This is a genomic window from Curtobacterium sp. AB7 (assembly GCF_044909335.1).
Lineage (GTDB): Bacteria > Actinomycetota > Actinomycetes > Actinomycetales > Microbacteriaceae > Curtobacterium.
In genome coordinates this window covers 735573-761340 of record NZ_JBIYED010000001.1, presented here as the reverse complement: position 1 = coordinate 761340, position 25768 = coordinate 735573, and the positions used below count along the sequence as shown (strand labels likewise).

Below are 25768 nucleotides of genomic sequence, written 5' to 3'. Positions count from 1 at the left end.
TGGCCGGGTCGTCAGGCGGGTTCTGCCAGGGCGAGCAGCGCGTCACGGGTGACCGCCAGCTCGCGTGCATCCAGGTACGGCGGCATGGCGGCAGCTGCTGCGAGCCCCTCGGCCGCGTGCCGGACGACCAACGTGCGGTCCTCGGGCAGGCCGTCGCGCGCGAACACCGCGCGCCAGTCCTCGGCGTCCGCGGCGACGACCGCCTCGACCCCCGGCACCGCCATCAGACCGGTCCAGTGCGCCGTCGGCGAGAAGACCTCCATGGCGCGCTCGCTGCCGCCGCACAGGGTCCGCACGTAGGCGCGGAGGACCTTGCCGGGGCGGTTCTCGGCCAGGTCGACGTGTCGCAGCACCTCGTCCTTGAACGTCGCGAGACCGTGCGCGGCGACGGCGAGGAGCAGCTCGTCCTTCGACGGGAAGTGGTGGAGCAGGCCGCTCTTGGAGACGCCGGCGTCCGCCGCGATCTCGGCGACGCTCACCCGGGTGCCGCGCTCGGCGAGCAACCGCTCGGCGGCCTCGAGGACCGCCTGGCGGGTGCGCTCACGATCGCGGGTGCCGTCAGTGCTCATGACGACCTTCAGTGCTCATGCGGTCCATCCTGCCGGTTCGGGATCACCCGGAGTGCGACCGCGGCGGCGACGGCGAGCGCGACGGCCGCGCAGATCGAGGCGAGCTGCATGCCGCCGGTGAAGGCGTGCCGCGCGTGTTCGAGGATCGGGTCGCCGTCCTGCAGGACCTGGGACGCCGACGCCAGGGACTCACGGATCCGGTCGCCGACACCGCCGCTGACCGCGCCGCTCGTCACGTCGAGGTTCGACCGGTAGAACGCGGTCTGCAACGAACCGAGCACCGCGATGCCGAGTGCGACGCCCAGTTCGTACCCGGTCTCGGAGATGGCCGAGGCCGCACCAGCACGCTCCCGAGGTGCCGCGGCGACCACTGCGTCGGTGGCCAGGGTCATCGAGACCCCGACGCCCAGACCGACCACGGCGAGCGCGATCGCGATGCCCCAGTACGTCGGCAGCCCCTCGGCGAACGCGAGGCCGGCCATGCCCACGGCGGCGACCGCCAGGCCGAGGCCGATCGACCGGCCGGGTCCGACCCGCCGGGACAGCAGCCCGATGATCGCGATCACCGCGATCGAGGCCAGGGTCGCCGGCAGCTCGGCCGCGCCGGCGAGCAGCGGCGTGAACCCGCGGACCAGCTGCAGGTACTGCGAGAAGAAGAACAGCAGTCCGCTCAGCGCGAAGACCGACAGCGAGTTCGCGACGACGGCGCCCGAGAACGCCGGGATCCGGAACAGCTGCAGGTCGATGAGCGGCGTCGTGAGGCGCTTCTGCCGGCGGACGAACCACCAGCCGGCGCCGATGCCGAGGAGCGCCGTCAGGGGCACCGTCCAGTCGAACCCGTGCCCGGCGACGTGCTTCACGGCGTACACGAGCGGCACGATCGCCAGGACCGAGAGGACGGCGGAGAGCAGGTCGATCGGGGTGCGCGAGCCGCCCCTCGACTCGGGCAGCAGGATCGCGCCGGCGATGACGATCACGACGATGACGGGGATGTTGATGAGGAAGACCGAGCCCCACCAGAAGTGCTCGAGCAGCGCACCGCCGACGAGCGGTCCGGCGGCGGCACCACCCGTCGCACCCGCCGACCACACCGCGATCGCGGTGGTGCGCTGCCGGGCGTCGCGGAAGATCGTGCGCACCAACGACAGGGTCGACGGCATCAGGGTCGCTCCGGCGATGCCGAGCAGTGCCCGCGCGGCGATGAGGAGTTCGGGCGTCTGTGCGAACGCCGCGGCGGCCGAGGCCAAGCCGAACGCGACCGCGCCGATGAGCAGCAGGCGCTTCCGACCGATCCGGTCGGCGACGTTGCCCATCGTGACGAGCAGCCCCGCGAGCGCGAACGAGTAGACGTCGCCGATCCAGAGCACCTGGGTCGCGGTCGGGTCGAGGTCGGCGGTCAGCGACGGGACGGCGAGGGCCAGCACGGTGCCGTCGATCGCGAGCAGCACCACGGCCAGGGTGAGGACACCGAGGGACGCCCATTCACGGACGGAGGCGCGGTGGATCGGGGCGGTGCTGGTGCTCGGGGTGGTTTCGGTCACCCGGTGACCCTAACCGACCACATGGTCGGTAGAGCCGACTGCACAGTTGGTTGCCAGCGTCGTTGGTGCTCAGCCCCGCAGGCGGTCGCGATCCGCCGGCGGCAGGTGCTCGGTCGCCGTCTGGCGTGCCGCAGGGGTCAGGAACCGTCCGCTCTTCTCGAGGAACGCCACGAGCGCCGGCTCCGACGCCCGCTTGCCCGTCTCGCGCAGAACCCACCCCAGCGCCGACTGCACCGTGTCGCTCCGCTCCCGCACCAGGCGTCCGGCGATGCCGAGCGGCACCTCGGCGTCGCCCTGCTTCGCGAACGCCAGGGTCGCCACGACCGCGATCCGGCGCACCATCGCCACGTCGGACTTCACGAGCGCGAACAGCGGGCCCGTCGAGCCGCCCACGAGCGGCGTACCGACGAGCTCCTCGGCTGCCAGGTCGACCAGCGCCGGGTCGTCGAAGCGCTCGGCCTTCGCCGCAGACAGGTACTCGTCGGTCAGCTCCGGATCGGGGTGCTCGCGCATCGCCTGCACCAGCAGCAGTACGGCGATGAGCTTCGCGCCGTCGTCCTCGCTCCAGAGCAGCGCTGAGCGCTCGCCCTCGTCGAGGCCCGCGAACCGCCGTGCGACCCGGCGCGCTGCCGCGACGTCCCCGCTGGAGTGCGCGAACGCGACGAGGACGGCTTCCGCGTCCGCCCCGTTCCCGGTCCCGCCGCGCGATGTCATCCGGTCAAGGGTATCCGCGCCGCCCCGCCCGCACTTCGTGAGCAGGAATGGTCGGGTGCCCGAAGGCGACCCGACCATTCCTGCTCGCGAAGCGGCACGCCCCGCGCGACCCCGGATCAGCGGAAGTGCATGTTCTTCAACGGGTCGACGAGCGTTCCGTTGCGCCGCATCTCGACGTGCACGTGCGGCCCGGTCGACTGCCCGGTGTTGCCGGACTTCCCGATCTCGGTGCCGAGCTTCACGATCTGGCCCTTCTTCACCCCGATCTTGCTGAGGTGGGCGGTGAGCACCGTGGTCATGCCGTAGGTCACGACGATGTAGTTGCCGTACGAGGCGTCGTTCGCCACGGTCTTCGTGACCGTTCCGGTACCCGCGCCGTACACGGGGGTGCCGACCGGGACCGGGGCATCGGTGCCCTGGTGGTAGCGCGGGACGTGTCCGGCGCCTCGGTCGTCGCCGTACCTGCCGGTGATCTTCGTGCCCTTCACCGGCCAGGCGAGCCCGGTCACGGGGCGGCTCGACCACACGCGGGTGTCCTTCGCCCCGTAGATCACGAGGTTGCCGTCGACCTGCAGGAGCAGGTTGCTCGAGCCCGCGGTGGTGGTCTTCGTCGTCCACAGTGCGACCTTGCGCGCCGGGTCCTTCGACCAGATCACGAAGTTGCCGTTCTTCTGCAGCTCGGCCCAGGCTCCGGGGTGGCCACCCGTCTTCGTGTGCCAGACCACTGCACCGTTCACCCGTTGCACCAGGTTGCCGTCCGCGCGCATCTCGAGCGTGCGGTTGGTGGTCGCGTCGGAGCGCAGGACGGTGCCGCTCAGCAGTGCACCACCGGAAGCGATCCGGTCTTGGAACGTGTTCCACTTCACGACGACGGAGGTGCCGGCGAGCAGCGCCATGGTGCCGTCCGCACGCACGGCCAGCGCAGTCGAGTTCGCCCGGCCTGCCGAGGCCCAGCGCGCCACGCGCTTGCCGTTGCGCATGATGTCGAGTGCGCGGTCCCGCCCCACGACGGCGTAGACGTTCGAGGAGCCCGCGGTGTTCGAGGCCCACAGCACGCGGTTCCCGATGCCGTACTCGACCAGGTTCCCGTCACCCTGCATGATGAGCCGGAACTGGCCGTTCTGCGAGGTGACCTGGTCACCGGGCAGGAGCTTCGTGCCGGCCGGGACCGAGCCGACCCACACTGCGGACGCTGCGGCGGGTTCGGCGGTGGCGACGAGCGCGCCCGCCGCGAGGGCCAGCGCCATCACGGCGCCGGCGAAGCGTGGGAGTCGGCGCGCACGTGCGACGGTCGACGGAGTGGTGGTCATGGATCCCCTGACTCGGAACCGACCACGCCCCTGCGCGGTCGTTCGGCGCTCGCCCTGCACGAGTCACCGAACGATGGTCGCTTTTCTACGCGGGGTGCACAACCCCTTGACAGGGGGGTGCGGCTACGGCTGCTGGAAGAACTCCTTCGGTGTCGCCAGCAGCGCTTCGAGCTTGTGGAACGACTGCGTCCACCCGGCGATGTTCATGTCGCGCATGAACTCGGGGAACGGTCCCTGGGTCAGGGTGACGATCGTGCCGTCGCCGTCCTCGACGAACTCGAGCGTCAGGGACAACGCGGTGCCGTCCTCGACCCCGGGGATGCCGTGCGCGGTCGAGGTCCCGACGATGATCCGGTTCTCCTCGATCTGCTCGAGGGTCGAGGTCACCGGTGACGACCACTCGGCGTTGTCGTTGCTGACCATCGTGAGGTTCCAGGCGCCGCCGACCCGCGCGTCCACCTCGACGGTGGCGACGGGGACGTGGAAGCCGAGGGGGCCGAACCAGAGCGCGAGCAGCGCCGGGTCGACGAACGCCCGGTACACGTCGGCGACGGGGTGGGCGAACCGGTGAGTGGCGTGGGCGGTGAACTGTTCGGTCATGACTGCTCCTGCGGATCGACGGTGAAGGCGGGACTGGCGGAACTGGTGGGACTGGCGGGTGGGGCGGCGGACGGGCTGCCCACCGGGGCGGGCGTGCGCTGGGCGGCGAGCAGGGCCTCCAGGCGGTCGAACCGGCGGTCCCAGTCGGGACGCAACCGGCCCAGCCAGGCGCCGAGCTCGTCGACGGCCTCCGGCCGGAGCCGGCACGTGCGCCACGTGCCGTGCCGCTCGCGCGTGATGAGGCCGGCGCGCTCGAGCACGCCGAGGTGTCGCGAGATCGCCGGAGCGCTGACGTCGAAGGGCTCGGACAGCTCGGAGACGGTCGCTTCGCCCTTGCCGAGCCGTTCGACGATGCGCCGTCGGATCGGGTCGGCGAGCGCTGAGAGGACGACGTCGGTGTGGTCGGGTTCCATCGCGCCTCCTCGGTGAACCGGACAGTTAATTAACCGTCCGGTTCAGTGTGCGCGCGCTCCTGGCGGAGCGCAAGACCTCAGCGGAACCGGGACGGCGGGGCCCCGAACGCCCTCGAGAAGGCGGCGGTGAACGCCGCGGGGGTCGCGTAGCCGAGTCGGCCCGCCACCTCCGTCACGGTGCCGCGTCGCAGGGCCGGCAGGCTCGACAACAGTCGTGCACGCACCCGCCAGCTCGCGGGCCCCACCCCCGTGGCCGCGCGGAAGTGGCGATCGAGCGTGCGCTCCGAGACGGCCGCCGCACGCGCCCAGTCGGCGTTCGTCACGTGGACGTCGGGCTCGGCCAGGTACGCCCGACACAGGTCGCGCAGGACGCCCCGTGGCGGCAGCGAGACACTCAACGGGATCGGTGCGACGCGTTGCAGCTCGTGCAGGGCGAGCCGGACGAGGGCGCCGTCCCGGCCGCCGTCGTCGTACGGCACGTCGAGCGCGGTGGCGGCGCGCAGCACCTCGCGCAGCAGGGGCCCGACCTCGACGACGGTGCACCGGGTCGGCCACCAGGGCACGGCGTCCGGCTCGACGTACAGGCTCCAGGTGCTGACGTCGAGCATCCGGACCTCGTGGGGCACCCCGGGCGGGATGAGGACCGCCCGGTCGGTCGGCACCGTCCACGAGCCGTCGTCGGTCTCGACGAGCATCACGCCGCTCGCGCCGTAGAGCAGCTGCGCCCGTCGGTGCTCGTGCCGGGCGAGCAGGTGGTCCGGCGGGTAGTCGGTGCCGATCGGCAGGACGTCGAACGGCTGGTGGTCGAACTCGGAGACCGGGACGTTGCGCACACGACGAGGCTAGGTCTCGAAGGAACCTGCCGCACACCCGATCGTCCGCCGTGGCGATCCCCGCTGGGATGGAGGGCATGTCGTTCATCGTGCTCGTGGTCATCGGGGTCCTGGTCGGGGTCACCACCGTCCTGTTCGGGTTCGGCGGTGGGTTCGTCACCGTGCCGATCATCACCGTCGCCGATGCAGCCCTCGGTGGCGACGCCGTCCGGGTGGCCACGGCGACCTCGGCCCTCGTGATGCTCGTGAACGCCGCCGTGGCCACCGTCTCGGCCCGGCGCGGCGCACTCGCACCGCTCCGGGGCCGTTCGTCGCTGTTCGTCCTGCTCGGGGTCGGCGGCGCGGTCGGGGTGCTCGCCGCACGAGGGGCCCCGGACGCGCTCCTGCGCTGGGGCTTCGTCGTCTACCTCGGGGTCACGGTCGCCGACCTGCTCCTGCGCCCGGGCTTCCTGCGCGACGCGGCGACGGATCGCGCAGTCGCGACCCGCGGCGGTGGACGCGACCACGGACCGACCCGCACCGGCGTGCCGACCGCCACGGGCCTCCCGATCGGTGCGGTCGCGGCGTTCCTCGGCGTCGGCGGCAGCGTGATGACGGTCCCGATGCTGCGCCGGTCCGGTGCCACCATGACCGCGGCGACCACGCTCGCGAACCCCCTCACGCTGGCGATCACGCTGCCCGCCGCCGCGGTGACCATGCTGCTGCCGGCGGTCGTCCCGCACGCCGCGGGACTCGTCGGGGCCGTCGACGTCCGGGCAGCCGCGGCCCTGCTGGTCGGCGCGACGCCGGTCATCGTGCTGCTCCGACGTCGCCCGCCGCACCTGCCCGAGGTCGTGCACGCCTGGGGCTACGTCGCACTGCTCGTCGCAGCGGGGATCGTCGTGGCCCTGGGCTGAGCAGCGAGCCCCGGGGACAGTATGGGTGGATGCCGACGCCGAACCCCGCCTTCGTCCCGCCCGCCACGCAGACCTCGCGCCCGGACCTGCAGGGCACGTTCGGCATGGCGGCCGCGACGCACTGGATCGCGACCGCCACCGCGCAGTCGGTGCTCGAACGCGGCGGCAACGCCTTCGACGCAGCCGTCGCGGGCGCGTTCGTCCTGCACGTGGTCGAGCCGCACCTGAACGGCCCGGGTGGCGACCTGACGGCGGTGTTCGCGACGGCGTCGGACCCGACGCCGGTCGTGCTCGTCGGCCAGGGTCCGGCACCGGCCGGTGCGACGCCCGAGCACTACCGCGCCGAGGGCCTCGACCTCGTCCCCGGCTCCGGCGCGCTCGCCGCCACCGTGCCGGGTGCCGTCGACGCGTGGCTCCTGCTGCTCCGCGACCACGGCACGTGGGAGCTCGCGGACGTCCTCGCTCCGGCGATCGGCTACGCCCGTGACGGCCACCCGGTCGCAGCCGGGGTGGTCCGGACGATCACCGCCGTGCAGGGCCTGTTCCGTGACCACTGGCCCACGTCCGCCGCGCAGTGGCTGCCGGGAGGCACGGCGCCGGTCCCCGGGGACCTGGTGCGCAACGAGGCGCTGGCCGCAGTGCTCGACCGGCTCCTCGACGCCGGTGACGGCTCCGGCAGTCGGACCGCCCGCATCGACGCCGCACGGAGCGAGTGGGCCGAGGGCTTCGTCGCCGAGGCGATCGACCGCTTCGTGCGGGAGCCCCACCGACACGCGTCGGGCAGCGACCACGCCGGGGTCGTCCGGGCGTCGGACCTGGCGGCGTTCCGGGCGTCGTACGAGCCCGCGGCGACAACGGAGTTCCGCGGCTGCACGATCGCGAAGACCGGTCCCTGGGGTCAGGGTCCGGCGCTCCTGCAGACCCTGCGGCTGCTCGAACCGCTCGACGACGCACTGCTCGACCCGTCGACGTCGGTCGGCGCACACACCATCGTCGAGGCGCAGAAGCTCGCGATGGCCGACCGCGAGGCGTTCTACGGGGACGGCGACGTCCCCCTCGACGTGCTGCTGTCCGACGCGTACACCGACGTGCGGCGAGCGCTGATAAGCGAGCGGGCCTCGGCCGAGCTGCGACCGGGCACGATCGCGGGCGTCGAGCGGGCGATGCCGCCAGCCCGGACGTCGTACTCCGCCGGCGAGGGCGCTGGTCTCGGCGAGCCGACCGTGCAGGTCGCGCGGGACACCGAGCGCGCGCCGGTCGCGCCCGTCGCGCCGGTCGAGGACCGCGGCGAGCCGTTCGTGGCCCCCGACGGCGAGACCCGGGGCGACACCTGCCACATCGACGTCGTGGACCGCTGGGGCAACATCGTGAGCGCGACACCGTCGGGCGGCTGGCTGCAGTCGTCGCCGACGATCCCGGAGCTCGGGTTCTGCCTGGGCACCCGGCTGCAGATGACCTGGCTCGAACCGGGCACGGCGTCGACGCTGCGCCCCGGCGAGCGCCCCCGCACGACCCTGACGCCGACCCTGGTGCTGCGTGACGGCGTGCCCGTGGCCGCGGTCGGTTCGCCCGGCGGTGACCAGCAGGACCAGTGGCAGCTGCTGTTCCTGCTGCGGTGGATCGTCGGCGGGTACACCCCGCAGCAGGCGATCGACGCCCCGGCGCTGCACACGACGTCGTTCCCGGGGTCGTTCTGGCCGCGCACGTGCGAGCCGGCGGGGCTCGTGGTCGAGGACCGACTCGGCGACGACGTCATCGCGGAACTCGAGGCCCGCGGACACGTCGTCACCCGCGCCGGCGACTGGTCGCTCGGACGGTTGTCCTGCGTGACACGGGACCCGGCCACCGGGGTGCTCGGCGCCGCGGCGAACCCCCGCGGTGCTCAGGGGTACGCCGCGGGCCGCTGACCCGGGGTCGTTCTTTCCCAGGACACTCGCGATGGGAAGCGGAATCGGGCGTACCTGGTCCGAAGTTCCGACCAGGTACGCCCGATTCGACCAGGGACGCCGCGAGGTCAGAGCGTCGGGACGACCACCGCGCGACCCGACAGCTCGCCGGCCTCGAGCTTCCGGTAGGCCTCGAGCGCGTCCGACAGCGCGTAGCGCTCGACGTCGGGGACGATCTGCCCGGCGCGGTACATGGCGACGACCTCGTGCAGGTCCTCGATGGTGCCCCAGTAGGTGTTCGTGATCGTCGACTCGTACGGCGTCCGGAAGAAGTCCCACTCGGTGGTGCCACCGGCGATCCCGACGACGGTGAACCGGCCGCCGACGGCCATGGACGCCTGGGCGACCTTGATGGTGGGCGTCGCTCCGACGAAGTCGAACGCGGCGTCGACCCCGCGGCCGCCGGTGATCTCGCGGATCGCGGCGGCCTGGTCCGGCCCGCCGGGCACCGTGATCGCGCCACGGGCGGCAGCGCGGTCCATGGCGTCCTGCTTCATGTCGGTCGCGATGACCGTGGCGCCGGTGAGCGCGGTGAGGATCTGCACGGCGATCTGCCCGAGGCCGCCCAGCCCGACGACCAGGGCGTACTTGCCGCCGCCCGCCAGGTTCGGCAGCGCGTTCTTGATCGCGTGGTACGGCGTGAGTGCGGCGTCGCTGAGCGGTGCGGCGGCGATCGGGTCGGCGTCGCCGAGCGGGACGAGGTTGCGAGCGGGGACGCTGACGTACTCCGCCATGCCGCCGTCGCGCCCGAGACCGATGCCCATGTACGGGTTCGTCGCGGCGTTCTCGCAGTAGGTGTCCTGCCCCTTCGAGCAGTACGAGCAGTGCCCGCAGCCGACCGGCCCGTAGACCAGGTAGGCGTCGCCCTCGGTGAACCCGGTCACGCCGTCACCGACGGACTCGACCCAGCCGGAGTTCTCGTGCCCGAGCACGAACGGGGGCTGCTGCGACCCCGGAGCACCGGCGGCGAACTCGCGGTAGACCGCGACGTCCGAGTGGCACGCACCGGCGCCGGCGACCTTGAGGAGCACCTCCCCCGGACCCGGGGTGGGCTTCGGGACCTCTGTCAGGGACGGGAAGGTCTGGTACTGCTCGAACACGACGGCGCGCATGGTGGGTCTCCTTTGAACGCCATTCAGGCTACACCTGTCGTTGAACACGACACCTGTCGCCCAGCCTCCGGAGTTCGGTTCTTCCCAGAGCGCCCGCGATGGCACGAAGGATCGGGCGTACCTGCCAGAAAGTTCCGACCAGGTACGCCCGAACTCACCAAGTACGCGCGGAACACCCGCTAACCCTGCGTCTTCGCCGTGAGCCGCTTGCGAGAACGCGCGTTCTCCGCTTGACTCGGCTGCGACGGTCCCACTCGGGTCCGATCCCCCACACGAAAGGAGCGGCCATGCCCACGCGCACCGCACGCACCGCCTGGAACGGCGGCCTCAACGACGGTTCCGGCCAGGTCGAACTCTCCAGCTCGAAGGTCGGCACCTACGACGTCTCGTTCCCGAAGCGCGCCGCCGACGAGGCCGGTGGCAGCACCAGCCCCGAGGAGCTCATCGCCGCCGCGCACTCGGCCTGCTACGCCATGCAGTTCTCCGCCGTCCTCGGCGAGGCCGGCGGCACGGTCGAGGCCCTCGACGTCAAGGCCGACGTCTCGCTCGGCCCGGACTCCGCCGGCGGCTTCAAGCTCACCGGCATCGCCCTGACCGTGCACGGTGAGGTCACCGGCATCGACGAGGCGACCTTCCTGAAGGCCGCCGAGGACGCCAAGGCGACCTGCCCGGTCAGCAAGGCACTCACCGGCGTCGACATCACGCTCGACGCGACGTTCGAGCAGTAGTCGGCTCGCGTCCGAGACGCGACCGACCACCGGACGGGAGGCCCGGTGCCAGCTGGCACCGGGCCTCCCGTCCGCTCTGGTCGCGTCCAGATCGCGACTGGCACCATGGTCGGATGGCCGAGCAGCACTCCCCCGGCGAACCGAAACCGGGGCGCCCACACCGGCCACCCCGCCCCCGACGCCGCAGCCTGGCGCAGCACGACCTGCGCGACGCACGTGCCCGACTGCGTGGCACGATCTACGAACACGTCGAACCCGACGCCAAGGGGCGCGACCAGTACACCGCCGCCCAGATCGTCGACTTCTGCCTCGACCTGGCCGAGGTGATGCTCGCCTCCGGCGCCGACACCCGCAGCGTCGAGACCGCCGTCGTCGCGGTGTCGACGAAGTGGAACCTGGCCCCGCTCGACCTCGACTTCTCCGGCAGTTCGGTGACGCTCCAGTACGCACCGGCCGACATCCCGCCGCTCGTGAAGGTCCGGACAGTGAGCTCCGACGGATCCGACCTCGACCGACTCGCGCGCGCGAACCAGATCGTCGACGACCTGATCCACGACGTACGGGACATGACCTCGGGCGTGAACGCCCTCGTGGCGGTGCTGCGGATGCCGCCGCGCTGGCCCACGTGGCTCGCCGACGTCGGGCTCTCGATCCTGGGGACCTCGATCGCGATGCAGGCCGGTGGCGGGTGGCGAGCGGGCATCGGCGCCTTCGTGCTGATGTTCGGGATCATCCTGTCCGGGCGCTGGCTGACCGGTCGTGGCTACCCGCAGTTCTTCGTGTCCGGGGCACAGGGAGCGGTCGCGTCGGTGATCGGCACCCTGGCCATCGGCGCGGGCGTGCTGCACCCGGCGGGTGCCGCCACGATGGTGGCGGCCCTGGTGGTGCTGCTCCTGCCGCACGTCTCGCTCGTGACGTGGGCGCAGGACGCGATCTCCGGCTTCCGTGCGATGGCGGTCGCCCGGGCCTTCTACATCGGACTGGTCATCGCCGCGATCGTCGTGGGGGTGCCCGCGGGGATCGCGATGACGAAGTGGCTGCACCTCGAGGTCGACCCGTCGGGCATCGTCACCCAGGCGCTGCCGTTGTGGGCGTCGCTCTCGCTCACGGTGGTGTCGGCCGGGGCGAACTGCTTCGTGCAGCAGGCCAGTGCACGGGTGATCCCCGTCGCGGTCGTGTTCTCGGTGGCGGCGGGTGCCTCGCTGTGGGGGCTGCGGCAGCTCGGCCTGCCGCTGCTCGGAGCGACGTTCCTGGCGGCGGTCCTGCTCGGCGTGCTGTCCACCTACGCGGCGGCGCGGATGCGGACCGCGGTCGCGGCGATCGCGGTGCCGGCGTTCTGCGGAGCGCTGCTGCCCGGTGTCGCCGTGTCGAACGCACTGCTGAACTTCATGTCGGGCTCGTCGAGCGCGGCCCTCGACTTCGTGGCCGCGGTCTCCGTGGCGCTCGGGATCGGTGCCGGGCTCGTGCTCGGCGGCCTGTTCGCGACACCGGGCGCGCGCCGAGCGCTCCGGCGGACCCGCCGGGTCGTCGTGCACTCGGTCCACAACGACACCACCGCGCTCCGGGTCATCCGCGACACCGGGTACGACCCCGGTGACGGCTCGGTGCCACGCGGGTCGCGGTCGGCGCCAGACGGTCGCTGACGGTCTGGGCTAGATGTCCCAGCTGCCGTCGTCGCCGTCGCTCCACGTCGCGTGCCGGCGGGCGGCCTGCGGCTCGTAGCGCTCCATCCAGCCGCGCTCGAGTCGGGCCACCGCACGGTCGAACGCCGGGACCAGGTCGAGGTCCGATCGGAGCAGGGCCTGCAGCTGCAGCCCCTCGTACAGCGCGATGAGCTGCTCCGCGCCGCGACGGGGTTCCATGGTGTGCGGGGCGCGGCCGACGGCGATGTCGTGCTCGAGACCGCGCTTCACCTGTGCGTAGAAGAGCTGGTAACGCGAGCGCAGGTAGGTCGCCATCGGGTGCTCGGGGTTGCCCGCGACGGACAGCAGGGCGACGAGCAGGCGCATGAGCGCGGGGTCATCGGCGTTCGACGCGACGATCGCGCGCAGGAGCTCGACGGTCGAGCCGTCGCCGACCTCGCGGGTGACCTCGTCCATCCGACCGCCGTTCCAGCGGTCGACGGCTGCGAGCACCAGGCCGTCCCAGGACGGGAAGTGCTGCTGGAGCTCCTCGACGGGGATGCCCATCCGCTCGGCCACGTGCACGGCGCGTGCTTCGTGGAAGGGGACGTCACGGAGCAGGTCGACGGTGGCCCCCACGATCGTGATCCGGAGGTGCAGGGTCGCCGCCGCGGCCGCTGCGGCCTGCGTGTCGGCGCTGGTGTTCTCGAGCATCGTGCCCTCCGTCGTTCCACGGACGTCCTGTCCGAGGTCGCCCCGACCCGGGGCACGTCCATCCAAACGCAGAACGGGGGACAACAGAATCCCCGGTACGGGTGTCAGCACATGGGGGGACACGGACACGGTCACCACGCCCAGCGCGTTCGCACGGATCCGTGTGACGATGCCGGGCATGACCCCGAACGACCCCACCGCACAGGGACTCGCGACGATGGCCTCGGCCGGCTTCGAGTTCGGCGGCGACCCGGAGCAGGTCGCACACGACGTCCGCGCGATGTGGGAGCAACTCGGTCGACCCACGGGAGCGTTCGACGCCGCCGCCCGGGCCATCGCGGTGCTGCCGCAACGCCCCGAGGTGCCGATCGTCGACCAGGCACGTCGCCGCGCGTTCGAGCACGCGATCGGCATCAACCCGGTCGAGGTCGAACTCGCGGCAGCACTGTCGGCGCGGGAACTCCTCGAGCGGATGGCGCGCGCCGTCACCTGCTGACGTCACCACGGCCCGCAGACGGGACCACCCGGACGACGGGAGGCGCGGTACCCACCGGCACCGCGCCTCCCGTCAGCCCGTCGGCGACGCGCTACGGCGTCGGCATCCCACCGTCGACGTGCAGCGTCTCGCCGACCACGTAGGACGACTCACCGCTGGCCAGGAACACGTACGCCGGGGCGAGCTCGGCCGGCTGCCCCCAGCGGCCCAGGTAGGTCTGCTCGCCCGCGGACGGCAGCGCCTCGGGCGGCTGACCGCCGGCCGGCTGCAGCGGCGTCCAGATCGGCCCCGGAGCGACGGCGTTGACGCGGATGCCCTTCGGCGCGAGCTGCGCCGCCAGGCCCTTCGCCAGGTTGTTCACGGTGGCCTTCGTGGCCGCGTAGTGCACCAGGTGCGGCGACGGCGCGTAGGCCTGGATCGACGTCGTGTTGATGATCGTGGAGCCCGGCTGCAGGTGCGGCACGGCGGCCTTCGTGATCCGGAAGGTCGCGTAGGCGTTCGTCTTGAACGTCTCGTCGAACTCCTCGTCCGAGATGTCCTCGATCGAGGAGACGTTCTGCTGCTTGCCCGCGTTGTTCACCAGGATGTCGATCCCGCCGAGCTGCGCGACGGTGTCGGCGACGATCTGCTCGCAGACCGCGAGTGAGGTGATGTCGCCGGGCAGCGCGACGGCCTTGCGTCCGGCTGCCTCGATGAGCGCGACGATGCGGTCGGCGTCCTCCTGCTCCTCGGGCAGGTACGAGATCGCGACGTCGGCGCCCTCGCGTGCGTAGGCGATGGCGACGGCTGCACCGATGCCCGAGTCGCCACCGGTGACGAGTGCCTTGCGGCCCTCCAGTCGACCGGAGCCGCGGTAGGTGTCCTCGCCGTGGTCGGCGGGGACGTTCTCCGCCATCTCGGCGTCGGTGCCGGCGCCTTCGAGGTACTGCTCGTCCGGCTTCTTGTCGGCGTACATCTTCGTCGGGTCCTGCATGGCGTATTGGTCGAGCCCTGCCTGGTCGTTCTGCTGGTCCGTCATGCCGCCGACGGTACGCAGGCGCGCACCACGGGCCGTCCAGGAGGCTGTCCCCCGGCGCGCGGAGCGGCCAGCGTCCGCCGGCCGCACCGGTCCAGGGCCGCAGGTGCGTCTTCCTCGTTTGTCACGGTCCGGTGACGGCCAGGACCCGATTCGGTAACACCTGTCGTTCTGGACCGTCCGGGGTCGTACCGTCGAACGGTGACCCCTCGGACCCTGCTGGCGCTCGCTGCCGTGCTCGCCTTCTCGGCAGGTGCGCTGGCGCTCGACGGCACCACCGGGCTCGGGGCGGACACCGCCGTCGCAGCGGAGACGTCGCACGACGCCGCTCCGGTGCACGTGTCGAACGCGAAGCTCCGGCGGGTCGACTCGATCGAGCTCGACGCCGAGTCCCTGGTGCTCCGCAACGGTGGGAAGACCGTCGTCGAGTCGTCGATGCGCGACTCCCGGTTGACCGTGAGCCTGCTCGACCGTCTGCTCGGCACCCCGTCGCGCACCCAGACGGCCGAGGGCGACGGCGGCGCGTGCTTCCCGGCCGGCACGACCTACACGTGGGGCGGCGCCATCCGCGTCGCGGCCCTGGCCACCGATGCGCGGGCGGGCAACGCCGTCGAGATCCGGGTGCTGCGCGACCAGGTCCGCAGCCGGCTCGGTGCACGGATCGAGCTGACCGGTCCCGGCGGCGTGCAGGTCGGTGACGACATCGCCGACGAGATCGCGGACGCCCCGCGCTCGGAACGGGTGTCCTACGGTGCGGACGACTCCCGCGCGTGGCAGTTGCTGCTGCGCGAGGGCTGGGTCGACCCCACCTCGGACGACGAGACGACGGACGACTCCGCCGGCACCAACGGCGTCTCGGCCCTGACGAACGAGACCACGGTCACGGTGCTCGGCTCCCCGATGCCCGTGCACGCGCAGCGGACCTGCTGACTCACACGCGGATCGTCGCGATCACCGGGAAGTGATCACTGGCGAACCACGTCTCCGGACCGTCGTGGTCGATGACGACCCGGTCGACGCCGGCGACCCCGCGGGTCAGCACCCAGTCGATGCGCTCACCGGTGTCCACCGGCGGCTGCCAGTCGTTGAACGTCGCCGTCCGGTCCCCCGGATCGCCCGCGAGCAGCCAGGTGTCGTCGAACCCGGCGTCGGCGAAGACCCGTGACGCGGTGCCGGCACCGGCCGGCTCGTTGCAGTCCCCGGCGACGATGACCGGGCCGGTCTCCCGCGCGAGCCGTTCGACGATGAGCGCCGCACTCTTGCCACGCACCTCGTCGCCGTGCTCGCCGGGTTCGTGGTCCAGGTGCGTGGTGAGCACCGTGACCGCAGGTCCGTCGGTGTCCAGGAACACGGCGTGGTTCGCGATGCGCGGGAACAGGCTGCCCCACGTGTTCGAGACCGGCTCGTCCGGGGTGTCCGACAACCAGAACGAGCCATCGTCCGTCGGTCGGAACCGGTCGCGACGGTAGAACACCGCCGGGTGTTCCCCCGCGGTGCCGCCCTCACGGCCCTGCCCGACGTCCGCGTGGCCCGGCAGCCCGGCGCGCAGGTCGTCGAGCTGGTGCGCGAAGGCCTCCTGCACGCACACCAGGTCCGGGTCGTGCCGGCGGATGACGTCGAGGACCACGGGGAGTCGGGCCGGCCAGTCGTGCTCCGGATCCGGGTTCTTGATGTTGTAGGTCATCAGGACGATCGGACGCGCTGCGCTGCTCACCCCTCGAACCTAGCGATCCGGTGCGGCCGCGGCCTCAGTTGATGCAGGTGCCCGCGGTGCCGTAGTTGTGCACGTCCGTCGACTTCGGCGCCGGCTCCTTGGTCGCCTGCTTGCTCGGCTTCGACCCCGAGCCGGTGTCGGCAGGCGTCGAGGCGGGTGCGCTCGGCGCGCTGGCGGCCTTCGGGGCCTTGCCGTCGGTACCGAGCACGAGCGTGACGCCGGTGACGGCACCGGTCCGGACCGCGACGGCACCGGGCACGGCCGCCGCGACCGCCTTCGCCTGGGATTCCTGGCCCGCGGGGTACTGCACCTGCGTGGCCGTGGTGGGGTCCGAGGAACCGGCCGGTGCGACCTGGAACCCGCGGCTCGTCAGGACCTGACCCGCTGCGGCGGCGGCCCCCGTGACACCGCTGCCGTTCAGCACGGTGACCGAGGTGTTCGCGGGCTGCGCGGCCGCGGCCTTCGTGTAGGTGTCCGGTTCGCCGACCAGTCCCTGCACGAAGGCGGGCAGCCCGACGGTGTCGATCTCGACGATCGACAGCGCGGAACCGTTCACGTAGATGGTCGGCGTGCCGAGGGTGGGGATCGTGGCGGACTGGATGTTGGCCGGCCGCAGGTTGCTCATCTGCGAGGCGAGGTCGAGCAGGTTCGTGTCCGTCTGGATCGAACCCCCGACCGCCTTCAGGATGTTGCCCATCTTGACCGGGTTGAGCAGCGTGCCCGCGGACGTGACCTTCCGGGCTTCCTGCGACAGGAAGTACTGCTGACGGACGTTGCGGTCCAGGTCGCCGTTCGGCAGACCGTGGCGCTGGCGGACGAACGACAGGGCCTGCTTGGCGTCCAGCGTGGACTTGCCGGCCGGCAGGTCGACGCCGGAGTACGGGTCGTTGGTCGCCTGGTTCAGGCAGACCTCGACCGGGCCGAGCTCCTTGACCACCTGGTAGAAACCGAGCAGCGAGACCCGGACGTAGTGGTCGATCTGCAGGCCACTCAGGTTCTCGATGGTCTTGATGAGCATCTTCGCGCCACCGGTGTCGCCGCCACCGTTGAGCGTGCCGTAGTAGAAGGCACTGTTGAGCTTGCCCTTGCCGACGTCCGGGATGTCGACGTACGAGTCGCGGGGGAACGAGATCATCGTCGCCTGTGAGCCGTCGGCGTTGATGTGCAGGACGATCATCGTGTCGGTGTTCGTCGCCCCGCCGTCCGACTCGGTGCTCAGTTCGGCGAGCTGCTCGGGGGTGGCGTTGTCCGGCCGGTGGTCGTCGCCGACCAGCAGGATGTTCTGCGCCTTGCCGTCGACGTCGTTCTTCGTGTCCTTCTTGCCGGTGATCGCGTTGACGATCGTGACGCCGCCGGACAGCTGGTTGTAGGCGTAGGCCGCGTACCCGCCACTCAGCAGGACCGCCATCGTGAGCACGCCCGCGATCGCCGGGAACACCACGCCCGCTCGTCGCTTCTGGCGCCCGTGGCGCGGCGTCACGGCACCGCGGCGCGCGGGTTCCGTCGTCTGCTCGGGTTCGTTGCTCACCGGGAAACCATAACCGGAGCGCGCGCAGGGGACATGGAATCCGCCTGGTAGGTCACCCCACAGCCCCTGCGACACCCCTCACGTGCAGCTCACTCGGCGACGAGTCCCTGCTTGTGCGTCTCGCGTGCCCGGAGCACCGTCACGCCGGTGATCGCGGCGGCGGCCATCACGTAGAAGGCCGGCGCGAAGGTGTTGCCCGTCGCACTGATCAGCCACGTGGCGAAGTACGGGGTGATGCCGCCGAAGAGCGCCACGCTGATGTTGTACGCGATGCCCATCGACCCGTAGCGGATGGCGGTCGGGAACAGTTCGGCCATCGCGGCACTCACCGCCCCGTCGAACGCCGCCATGAACAGCCCGAGCAGCACCATCGCGGCTGCGGCGGCCCAGAAGTTGCCGGCGTCCATGAGCATGAGCGTCGGGTAGGTCAGCACCAGGAACCCCGCGCAGCCGGCGAGCATGACGGGCTTCCGGCCGATCTTGTCCGACAGCAGGCCGAAGAACGGGACGAGGCCGGCGATCACCAGGAAGCCGATGACGACGACCCCGTACGAGACGAGTGGCGAGTACCCGAGGTCCGCCTGCAGGTACGAGGGCATGAAGGTCTGCAGGATCCAGTGGCCGACGGCCTTGAGGACGACGAACCCGACGCAGAAGAGCAGGGCCTTCCAGCCGGTCCGGAGCGAGCGGCGGAGCGGGTTCTTCGCGAGTTCCCCCTTGGCCTTGAGCGCGCGGAACTCCGGGGTGTCCTCGAGCTTCGTGCGCAGGTACAACCCGACCAGACCGAGCGGCACCGCGACGAGGAACAGGACACGCCACCCCCACGACTCGAGGGCCCCGTCCCCGGCGATCGCCGTGAACAGGAAGACCAGGCCACCACCGACGATGAACGCCGCGAAGCCGAAGACGTCGATGAAGCTCGTCACGAAGCCGCGCCGGTTCGACGGGGCGTACTCAGCCAGGAGCGTCGTCGCCCCGGCACCCTCGCCACCGGCGGCGAAGCCCTGCACCAGCCGCACCACGACGAGCAGGATCGGCGCGAGCATCCCGACACTCTGGTACGTCGGCAGGATCCCCATCACGGCGGTCGCGCCACTCGTGATGAGGATGACCGTCGCCAGCGTGGTCTTCCGACCGACCCGGTCACCGAGCGATCCCCAGAACAGCCCGCCGAGCGGTCGCATCACGAAGCCGGCACCGAACACGGCGAAGGCCGACAGCAGTGCGACCTGCGGGTCGCCCTGCTTGAAGAAGTACAGCGAGATGACGGTCGCCAACGTGCCGTAGAGGCCGAAGTCGAACCACTCGACGAAGTGGCCGACGCCTGCGGCGACGATCACCTTCCGCATGCCCTGGCGGCGTGCGTCGTCGCCCAGGGCCGCCTGGACGTCGGGGGCGGTGGCGGCATCGACGCTGGGTTGCGTCCGGGTTCCGTCGCTCATGAGTGGGCCTCTCACTTCGTTGTCGAGAATTCGTTGACGATAGCACTCGTCGGGCACACATTGCCACACAGTGGGAAAGACACGCCACCGAGTGATACCGTTCCGACCATGCAATCCCGTGAACACCACCACGACGTCGTGGTCGTCGGTGGCGGTCTCGCCGGTGTCAGCGCGGCCGTCGCCGCCGCCCGCCTCGGCTCGAGCGTCGCCCTCGTCACCAACCGCCCGGTCCTCGGCGGCAACGCCTCGAGCGAGATCCGGGTGTGGGTGGTCGGTGCGACGGCGCACGGCACGCAGCGGTTCGCCCGCGAGACCGGGATCATGGGCGAACTCTTCCTCGAGAACCAGTACCGGAACCCGCAGGGCAACGCGGTCTACTGGGACCAGGTGGTGCTCGACCTGGTCCGGGCCGAGCCGAACGTGCACCTCCACCTCAACACCGACGTCCGGACCGTGCAGACGACGGACGACGCCGGCGGCGCACCGCGCATCACCGCCGTCACGGGCTGGACCATGGGGTCCGAGATCGAGACGACGTTCACGGCGCCGGTGTTCCTCGACTGCACGGGCGACGGCCTCGTCGGGGCCCTCGCCGGCGCCGAGTACCGCATCGGGCGCGAGGGCCGCGACGAGCACGGCGAAGCCTGGGCACCCGAGCAGGCGGACGACGAACTGCTCGGCAGCTCGATCTTCTTCTCGACGCACGACACCGGCCGGCACGACCGGTTCGTCCCGCCGTCGATCGCCGTCGACCTGGCCACGACGCCGATCCTGGCGAACCGAGCGATCCGGACCGGCGACAACGGCTGCAACTACTGGTGGATCGAGTGGGGCGGCGAACTCGACACCGTCGCCGAGAACGAACGCATCCGCGACGAGCTCTGGGGTGTCGTCTACGGCATCTGGGACCACATCAAGAACTCGGGGGCGTTCGACGCGGACACCCTGACGCTCGACTGGGTGGGCGCGATCCCCGGCAAGCGCGAGTACCGCCGGTTCGTCGGCGACCACACCCTGACGCAGCAGGACCTGCTCGAGCAGCGCTCGTTCCCCGACACGGTGGCGTTCGGCGGTTGGTCGATCGACCTGCACCCCGTCGAGGGCGTCTACGCCGAGACCGCCGGCGCCCAGCAGCGGTACACCGACGGCACCTACGACATCCCGTTCCGGTCGCTGTACTCGGCGAACGTGTCAAACCTGCTGTTCGCCGGCCGGGACATCTCGGCGTCGCACGTCGCGTTCGGGTCCACCCGGGTGATGGCCACCTGCGCAGCCCAGGGGCAGGCAGCCGGCACCGCCGCGCACCTGGTCTCCCGGCACGGCACGACACCACGATCCCTCGGCACCGAGCAGATCGCCCTGCTGCAGCAGACCCTGCTGCACGAGGACGCACCGATCATCGGCGTCCGCGCCGACGACCCAGCCGACCTGGCCCGTACCGCCCGCATCACCGCGAGCAGTGAGCTGACCACGATCGACACGACGCCGTTCGCGACCGCGGACCGCTTCGACCTGGACCGCGACGTCGCGGTCCTCCTGCCCGCCGACCCCGCGCTCGGCGAGTTCCGGCTCCGCACCGAGGCGGACGACGACACCGATCTCACCATCGAGCTCTGGACCACCGGCAAGCCCCAGAACTACGCCCCGATCGACCACGTCAGCACGCACTCCGCACACGTCGCCGCCGGACCGGGCGAAGCGGTCGTGGACCTGGACTTCCACCCGGACGCACCGTGCAACGCGGTCGTCGTGGTCCGTCGGCAGCCCGGCGTCCGCCTGGTCCTGACCGACGGCCACCCCTACGGCGTGATGGCCCTGCGCGCCCGCGCCGCCGACGACGAGCAGCTCGACGACCACATCCCCGAGGAGTCCGGACAGCCCGTGACGGACTGGGAGGCGCGCGCCCTGCGCGGACACGCGTTCGCGTTCACCGCAGCCGGCGAGACGGACGCGTGGCGGGCCTCCCGGGTCAGCGACGGCCACCAGCGCCCGTTCGGCGGACCGCACATGTGGTCGTCCGACGCGGGTGCCGGCGCAGCCGTGCTCTCGCTCGACTGGGCGGAGCCCGTCGACGTCCGCCAGGTGCGCATCGTCTGGAACGACGACGTCGACGCCGACCTCGTCAACCTGCACCACCACCGCACCCCCTGGGACGCCGTGCCCACACTCGTCCGCGACTACCGGATCGAGGCGTGCGTCGACGGGACCTGGCGGACGCTCGCCGCGGTCGACGCGAACCGGCACCGCCACCGCGTCCACGACGTCGATCCGGTGCGCACGGCCGCCCTGCGGGTCGTCGTGACCGCGACGAACGGATCCCCGTTCGTCACCGCGAGCGCCGTGAAGGTCTCCTGACGCGCGCCGGGACGGGCCAGAATGAGGGGATGGCGACCACCCCTCCGAACCAGAGCATCGAGCGAGCCGCAGCGGTCCTCGGTGCGCTCGGCGCGTCCGAGGGCGCGGTGCGCGCCTCCGACATCGCGCGGGCGATCGGACTGGGGACCTCGACCACCGGGCGGCTCCTGGCGACGCTCGAGTCGCTCGAGTACGTCCGACGCGACCCGGAGACGCAGGCGTACTCGGTCGGTCGGGCCGTGCTCGAGCTCGCCAGCCAGGGGCTCAACCACAACCCGGTGCACCGCGAGAGCCGCTCGGCGGCGCAGGAACTCGCGCAACGGGTCGGCCTGACCGCCAACGTCGGCGTGCAGGACGCCGCGTCGTGCATCTACCTCTGCCACTTCGAGGGGTCGCTCGCGCCGAAGTCGCACACGATGATCGGGATGCGGCAGCCGATGCACGCGTCCGCACTCGGCAAGGCGCTGATGCTCGACCTGTCGCCGGACGAGCGACGCTCGCTGCTCGGGGACGACCTGGCCCGGTACACCGACCACACGATCACGACGCACGACGCCCTGACGGCCGATCTCGCCGCCTCGGCGAAGCGCGGTTGGTGCGAGGAGAACCAGGAGCTGGCGCTCGGCCGGTTCTGCATCGCGGCACCGATCCGGAACGCCTCGGGGCGGATCGCGGCGGCGCTGTCGATCTCGGGGCGCCTGACGCAGCTGCGTGACCGCGACCTGGACTCCCTCGCCGAGGACCTCATCGAGGTCGCCGACCGCATCAGCGTCGGTCTCGGGATGATCAGCGCCGTCGCGCACTGACGCGGGCGTCGCGGCTCGCGACGCGCGTGACGGCGGACGGGAGGCCCGTGGCGGGATCGCCACGGGCCTCCCGTCTGTCTCCTGGTCGCGCGGGGCGACGGGGCGCTACGCGCGCGACGGCAGCAGGTGGATGGCCTCCATCGCGAGCTCGGCCGCGATCGGGTCCTTCGCCAGGACAGCGGCCTTGAGCTTCTCGATCTCGGGCAGGATCGCTTCGGGCGGCACGACCTCCGCGAGCTCCGGCACGCGGAGCTTGAACGCGAGTCCGTCGGTGGTCGACCGGCAGAGGTTCACGAGCGACGGGTTGCCGCAGGCGTCCGCCCACAGCGAGTAGAGGTCGGCGCCGTTGCGGAAGACGTCGGCCTGTCCGTCGGAGCCGATGCGGGAGTGGGCGTCGTCGAGCATCTTCACGATCTTCTTGCGCTGCGGCTCGGTGAAGTTCGGCACGGCCAGGCGCACGACGCCGCCGTAGATGACGCCGAGCGTGCGGTAGGCGTCGAGGAGCTCGTCCTTCGTCGGGGCCGCCACGCGGGTGTAGCGGTTCGGTGCCATCTCGATCAGGCCGGCGCGGGCGAGTTCCGCGAGCGCCTCGCGGATCGGGGTGCGGGAGACCCCGAGCCACGCGATCAGGTCGTCGTCGTTGAGCCGTTCGCCGGGCTCCAGCGTGCCGTCCATGATCGCGTCGCGGATCTTGTCCTGCACGGTGTCACGGAGGAGCTTGCGCTCGGCGGCGGGCTGCGTCGAAGGAACTGGCATGCACCCAGCGTGTCACATGTGATGGTTCGCGCGCGAGAGGCGCGACGGCCACCAGGCCCGCCGCCCGAGGTCGTACGCGATCGCCGGCACGAGCAGCGAACGGACGACGATCGTGTCGAGCAGGACGCCGAACGCCACGACGAAGGCGATCTGCACGAGGAACAGGATCGGGATGACGCCGAGGGCCGCGAACGTCGCCGCGAGTACCACGCCCGCCGAGGTGATCACTCCGCCGGTGACCCCGAGTCCGCGCAGGACCCCCTCGTGCGGACCGTGCCGCAGCGCCTCTTCCCGCACCCGCGTCATGAGGAAGATGTTGTAGTCCACCCCGAGCGCGACGAGGAACACGAACGAGTACAGCGGCACGCTCGGGTCCGCACCGGGGAAGTGGAACACGTGGTCGAACACGAGCGCTCCGACGCCGAGGGCTGCGGCGAACGACACGATCACGCTGCCGATGAGCACGAGCGGGGCGACGACGCTGCGGAGCAGGAGCATCAGGATGAGCAGGATCACGACCAGCACCACGGGGATGATCAGCGTGCGGTCGCGGATCCCGGTGTCGTTCGTGTCGACGGCCGTCGCGGTGACGCCGCCGACGATCGCGCCGGGATCGACCCGTTCGACGGCCGTGCGGAGGTCGCGGACCGTCTGTTCGGCGGCGTCGGAGTCGGCCGGGTCGGACAAGGTCGCCTCGAGCAGCACGTCCCCGCGCGACGCCGTCGGAGCGGCGGCGCCGCTCGAGGCCGAGTCGCCCGCAACGGGCACCGTGCCGGACGGGGCGTCCTTCGCGGCGGCGACGACCCCGTCGACGCCGTCGACCCCCGTGACGGCGTCGACGAGTGCGTCGAGGTCGCGCTCCGACCCGATGACCTGCGCCGGGCTGCCGGAGCCGCCGGGGAAGTGGTCGGCCAGGACGTCCTGGCCGTCGCGTGCCTGCGAGGCCCCGATGACCAAGTCGCTCTGCGGGACCCCGTCGGCCTTGAGCCCGACCAGGCCCGTGCCCATCGCGAGCAGCCCCACCGTGCAGACGATCCACACCACCCGGGAACGCCTGGCGACGAGCCGACCGACGCGGGCCCAGACACCGCGGGCGTCCGGTCCGGTGAGCACCGGGTGGGCGCTGCCGTACGCGGGACGGAGCGGCCAGAACGCGGCACGACGGAACCCGAGCAGCAGGGCGGGCAGCAGCGACAGGGCGGCGAGCAGGCTGAACGCGATGCCGATCGCCGCGACGGGGCCGAGGGCCTTGTTCGAGTTGAGGTCGGAGAGCAGCAGGCAGAGCACGCCCACGATGACGGTGCCGCCCGAGGCCAGGATCGGCTCGAGGCTCCCCCGCAGGGCCGCCTTCGTCGCACCCCAGCCGGTGCGGTGGTCGCGCAGCGCCTCGCGGAAGCGCGCCGTGTAGAGCAGCGCGTAGTCCGTCGCGGCACCGATCACCAGGATCGACAGGATCCCCTGCACCTGGCCGTTCACGGTGACGATGTCGGCCTTGGCGAGCCACCACACCACGAGGATCGAGGCGCACAGGGCGAACGTCGCGGTGCCGAGCACGAGGATCGGCAGCAGCGGTGACCGGTAGACGATGATCAGGATCACGAAGACCGCGGCGAGCGCCACCCCGAGCAGCAGGCCGTCGATGCCGGCGAACGCCTCGGTCAGGTCGGCGGTGAACCCGGCCGGTCCGGTGACGTACCCGCTGACACCGCTGGGCAGGGCGTCGTCGACGTCGGCGCGGATCGCCTCGACCGCGTCACCGGTGTCGGCTGCCGTGGTGAGGGTCGCGACGATCTCCACCGCGTCGCCGTCCTCGCTCGGGATCACCGGGCTGACGGCTTCGACGTCGTCGCGGTCACCGAGCTGGGTCGCGAGGTCCTTCGCCGCGGTCAGGTCGGACGACGACATGCCGGCGTCGCGCTCGAGCACGATGATCGCGGGTGCGCCCGACTCCTGCCGGAACTCCGACGACCGCTCCTGCACCTTCGTGGCGTCGGCCGACGCCGGCAGGAACGAGGTCTGGTCGTTCGTGGACACCTCGGAGATCTTGCCGAAGTACGGACCACCGACGGAGGCGATCGCGAGCCAGACCACGATGACGAGCGCGGGGAGGACGATGCGGAGGAAGCGGGACACGACGGTGAGCGTACACCGGTCGTCAGCATGCTGATTACTAGACGGTCTCGAAGACACTGCGAGGCCGCCTGCGGGCCGACTGCGACAGCCGTCGACCGTAGACTGCACCCATGGACGACACGACCGAGCAGTGGCCCCTCGGCCGGCTGCTGTCGGCCGCGGCGCGCTCGGTCGAGCGGGACTGGGACGAACGCCTCCGTGCCATCGGGTTGCCGCACGCGGCCCTCATCGCGGTCGACATCCTGATCCGCACGGGCCCCACCGGCGCCGACACGATCGCCCGCACGGCACGGGTGCAGCCGCAGACGATGTCACGGACCCTCGAGCGCATGGAGCGGGACGGCCTGGTCGAGCGCACCCCGCACCCCGACGACCGACGGCGGCGCCTCGTGACGGTGACCGATCACGGACGCCGGGCGTGGGAGACCGCTCGACACATCGAACGCGAGGTCCTGCCGGACGACCCGGCACTACGAGCCGCCCTCAGTGAGCTCCTCAGGAAGCCGTCACCGACCGAACGGTGAC

At 71.7% G+C, this 25768-nt stretch carries 24 protein-coding genes; 9 read left to right on the top strand and 15 right to left on the bottom strand.

Going from position 1 to position 25768, the window contains the following annotated elements:
- Positions 1-11: 11 nt before the first annotated feature.
- The 7 genes from ABH929_RS03825 to ABH929_RS03795 all read right to left on the bottom strand — a co-directional run bounded on the left by ABH929_RS03825 (position 12) and on the right by ABH929_RS03795 (position 5980).
- A complete protein-coding gene (locus tag ABH929_RS03825) occupies positions 12-569 on the bottom strand; it encodes a TetR/AcrR family transcriptional regulator (RefSeq protein ID WP_263091121.1) in 558 nt (185 codons plus the stop codon).
- 8 nt (positions 570-577) lie between these two features.
- On the bottom strand, positions 578-2110 hold the full coding sequence (locus ABH929_RS03820) for an MFS transporter (protein ID WP_404560169.1): 1533 nt from the start codon (positions 2108-2110) through the stop codon (positions 578-580).
- A gap of 69 nt (positions 2111-2179) precedes the next feature.
- Complete coding sequence (locus ABH929_RS03815; RefSeq protein WP_404560168.1) at positions 2180-2824, bottom strand: DNA alkylation repair protein; 645 nt, start codon at positions 2822-2824, stop codon at positions 2180-2182.
- Positions 2825-2940: 116 nt separating this feature from the next.
- Positions 2941-4134, bottom strand: coding sequence for a peptidoglycan DD-metalloendopeptidase family protein (locus ABH929_RS03810; protein WP_194648933.1), 1194 nt, complete (start codon positions 4132-4134; stop codon positions 2941-2943).
- Positions 4135-4257: 123 nt separating this feature from the next.
- On the bottom strand, positions 4258-4734 hold the full coding sequence (locus ABH929_RS03805; protein WP_404560167.1) for an SRPBCC domain-containing protein: 477 nt from the start codon (positions 4732-4734) through the stop codon (positions 4258-4260).
- Positions 4731-5147: an ArsR/SmtB family transcription factor gene (locus ABH929_RS03800; RefSeq protein WP_404560165.1), complete on the bottom strand. Its 417-nt coding sequence runs from the start codon at positions 5145-5147 to the stop codon at positions 4731-4733. Before ABH929_RS03800 ends, ABH929_RS03805 begins: the two co-directional genes overlap by 4 nt.
- A 77-nt stretch (positions 5148-5224) precedes the next feature.
- Positions 5225-5980, bottom strand: coding sequence for an AraC family transcriptional regulator (locus ABH929_RS03795; protein WP_404560164.1), 756 nt, complete (start codon positions 5978-5980; stop codon positions 5225-5227).
- A 77-nt stretch (positions 5981-6057) separates the two neighbouring features.
- Here ABH929_RS03795 and ABH929_RS03790 point away from each other — a divergent pair, with 77 nt between their 5' ends.
- Together ABH929_RS03790 and ABH929_RS03785 are read left to right on the top strand one after the other, a co-directional pair.
- Entirely contained in the window at positions 6058-6876 is an 819-nt protein-coding gene (locus ABH929_RS03790) for a TSUP family transporter (RefSeq protein ID WP_404560163.1), read from the top strand.
- A 29-nt stretch (positions 6877-6905) separates the two neighbouring features.
- Positions 6906-8783 (top strand): gamma-glutamyltransferase family protein, encoded by a 1878-nt coding sequence (locus tag ABH929_RS03785; protein ID WP_404560161.1) that lies wholly within the window; start codon positions 6906-6908, stop codon positions 8781-8783.
- Between the two features lie 107 nt (positions 8784-8890).
- On the opposite strand, the gene ABH929_RS03780 is transcribed toward ABH929_RS03785, so the two are convergent.
- A complete protein-coding gene (locus ABH929_RS03780; RefSeq protein ID WP_404560160.1) occupies positions 8891-9934 on the bottom strand; it encodes an NAD(P)-dependent alcohol dehydrogenase in 1044 nt (347 codons plus the stop codon).
- Between the two features lie 287 nt (positions 9935-10221).
- On the opposite strand from ABH929_RS03780, the gene ABH929_RS03775 reads away from it, so the two are divergent.
- Both ABH929_RS03775 and ABH929_RS03770 read left to right on the top strand, forming a co-directional pair.
- Entirely contained in the window at positions 10222-10662 is a 441-nt protein-coding gene (locus ABH929_RS03775) for an OsmC family protein (RefSeq protein ID WP_111085865.1), read from the top strand.
- Positions 10663-10775: 113 nt separating this feature from the next.
- Positions 10776-12305, top strand: a complete 1530-nt coding sequence (locus ABH929_RS03770) for a threonine/serine exporter ThrE family protein (RefSeq protein ID WP_404560159.1) — start codon at positions 10776-10778, stop codon at positions 12303-12305.
- A gap of 9 nt (positions 12306-12314) precedes the next feature.
- On the opposite strand, the gene ABH929_RS03765 is transcribed toward ABH929_RS03770, so the two are convergent.
- Entirely contained in the window at positions 12315-12998 is a 684-nt protein-coding gene (locus tag ABH929_RS03765; protein ID WP_404560158.1) for a TetR/AcrR family transcriptional regulator, read from the bottom strand.
- A gap of 178 nt (positions 12999-13176) precedes the next feature.
- On the opposite strand from ABH929_RS03765, the gene ABH929_RS03760 reads away from it, so the two are divergent.
- Positions 13177-13494, top strand: coding sequence for a hypothetical protein (locus tag ABH929_RS03760; RefSeq protein ID WP_205463648.1), 318 nt, complete (start codon positions 13177-13179; stop codon positions 13492-13494).
- Between the two features lie 91 nt (positions 13495-13585).
- Here ABH929_RS03760 and ABH929_RS03755 read toward each other — a convergent pair whose 3' ends face one another.
- Entirely contained in the window at positions 13586-14512 is a 927-nt protein-coding gene (locus ABH929_RS03755) for an SDR family oxidoreductase (protein ID WP_404560157.1), read from the bottom strand.
- A gap of 198 nt (positions 14513-14710) precedes the next feature.
- Here ABH929_RS03755 and ABH929_RS03750 point away from each other — a divergent pair, with 198 nt between their 5' ends.
- Positions 14711-15439 (top strand): hypothetical protein, encoded by a 729-nt coding sequence (locus ABH929_RS03750; protein WP_404560156.1) that lies wholly within the window; start codon positions 14711-14713, stop codon positions 15437-15439.
- Between the two features lies 1 nt (position 15440).
- Here ABH929_RS03750 and ABH929_RS03745 read toward each other — a convergent pair whose 3' ends face one another.
- The 3 genes from ABH929_RS03745 to ABH929_RS03735 form a co-directional block, all read right to left on the bottom strand.
- Positions 15441-16223: an endonuclease/exonuclease/phosphatase family protein gene (locus tag ABH929_RS03745; RefSeq protein WP_263091143.1), complete on the bottom strand. Its 783-nt coding sequence runs from the start codon at positions 16221-16223 to the stop codon at positions 15441-15443.
- Between the two features lie 34 nt (positions 16224-16257).
- On the bottom strand, positions 16258-17751 hold the full coding sequence (locus ABH929_RS03740; RefSeq protein WP_404560155.1) for an LCP family protein: 1494 nt from the start codon (positions 17749-17751) through the stop codon (positions 16258-16260).
- A gap of 89 nt (positions 17752-17840) precedes the next feature.
- Positions 17841-19193: an MFS transporter gene (locus ABH929_RS03735; protein ID WP_404560153.1), complete on the bottom strand. Its 1353-nt coding sequence runs from the start codon at positions 19191-19193 to the stop codon at positions 17841-17843.
- 108 nt (positions 19194-19301) lie between these two features.
- On the opposite strand from ABH929_RS03735, the gene ABH929_RS03730 reads away from it, so the two are divergent.
- Both ABH929_RS03730 and ABH929_RS03725 read left to right on the top strand, forming a co-directional pair.
- Complete coding sequence (locus tag ABH929_RS03730; protein ID WP_404560151.1) at positions 19302-21548, top strand: FAD-dependent oxidoreductase; 2247 nt, start codon at positions 19302-19304, stop codon at positions 21546-21548.
- A 29-nt stretch (positions 21549-21577) separates the two neighbouring features.
- Complete coding sequence (locus ABH929_RS03725) at positions 21578-22354, top strand: IclR family transcriptional regulator (RefSeq protein ID WP_404560150.1); 777 nt, start codon at positions 21578-21580, stop codon at positions 22352-22354.
- Between the two features lie 105 nt (positions 22355-22459).
- On the opposite strand, the gene ABH929_RS03720 is transcribed toward ABH929_RS03725, so the two are convergent.
- Entirely contained in the window at positions 22460-23110 is a 651-nt protein-coding gene (locus tag ABH929_RS03720; protein WP_404560149.1) for a GntR family transcriptional regulator, read from the bottom strand.
- A gap of 12 nt (positions 23111-23122) precedes the next feature.
- Positions 23123-25243: an MMPL family transporter gene (locus ABH929_RS03715; RefSeq protein ID WP_404560148.1), complete on the bottom strand. Its 2121-nt coding sequence runs from the start codon at positions 25241-25243 to the stop codon at positions 23123-23125.
- Positions 25244-25353: 110 nt separating this feature from the next.
- On the opposite strand from ABH929_RS03715, the gene ABH929_RS03710 reads away from it, so the two are divergent.
- A complete protein-coding gene (locus ABH929_RS03710) occupies positions 25354-25767 on the top strand; it encodes a MarR family winged helix-turn-helix transcriptional regulator (RefSeq protein ID WP_205463644.1) in 414 nt (137 codons plus the stop codon).
- The last annotated feature ends 1 nt before the right edge of the window (position 25768 follow it).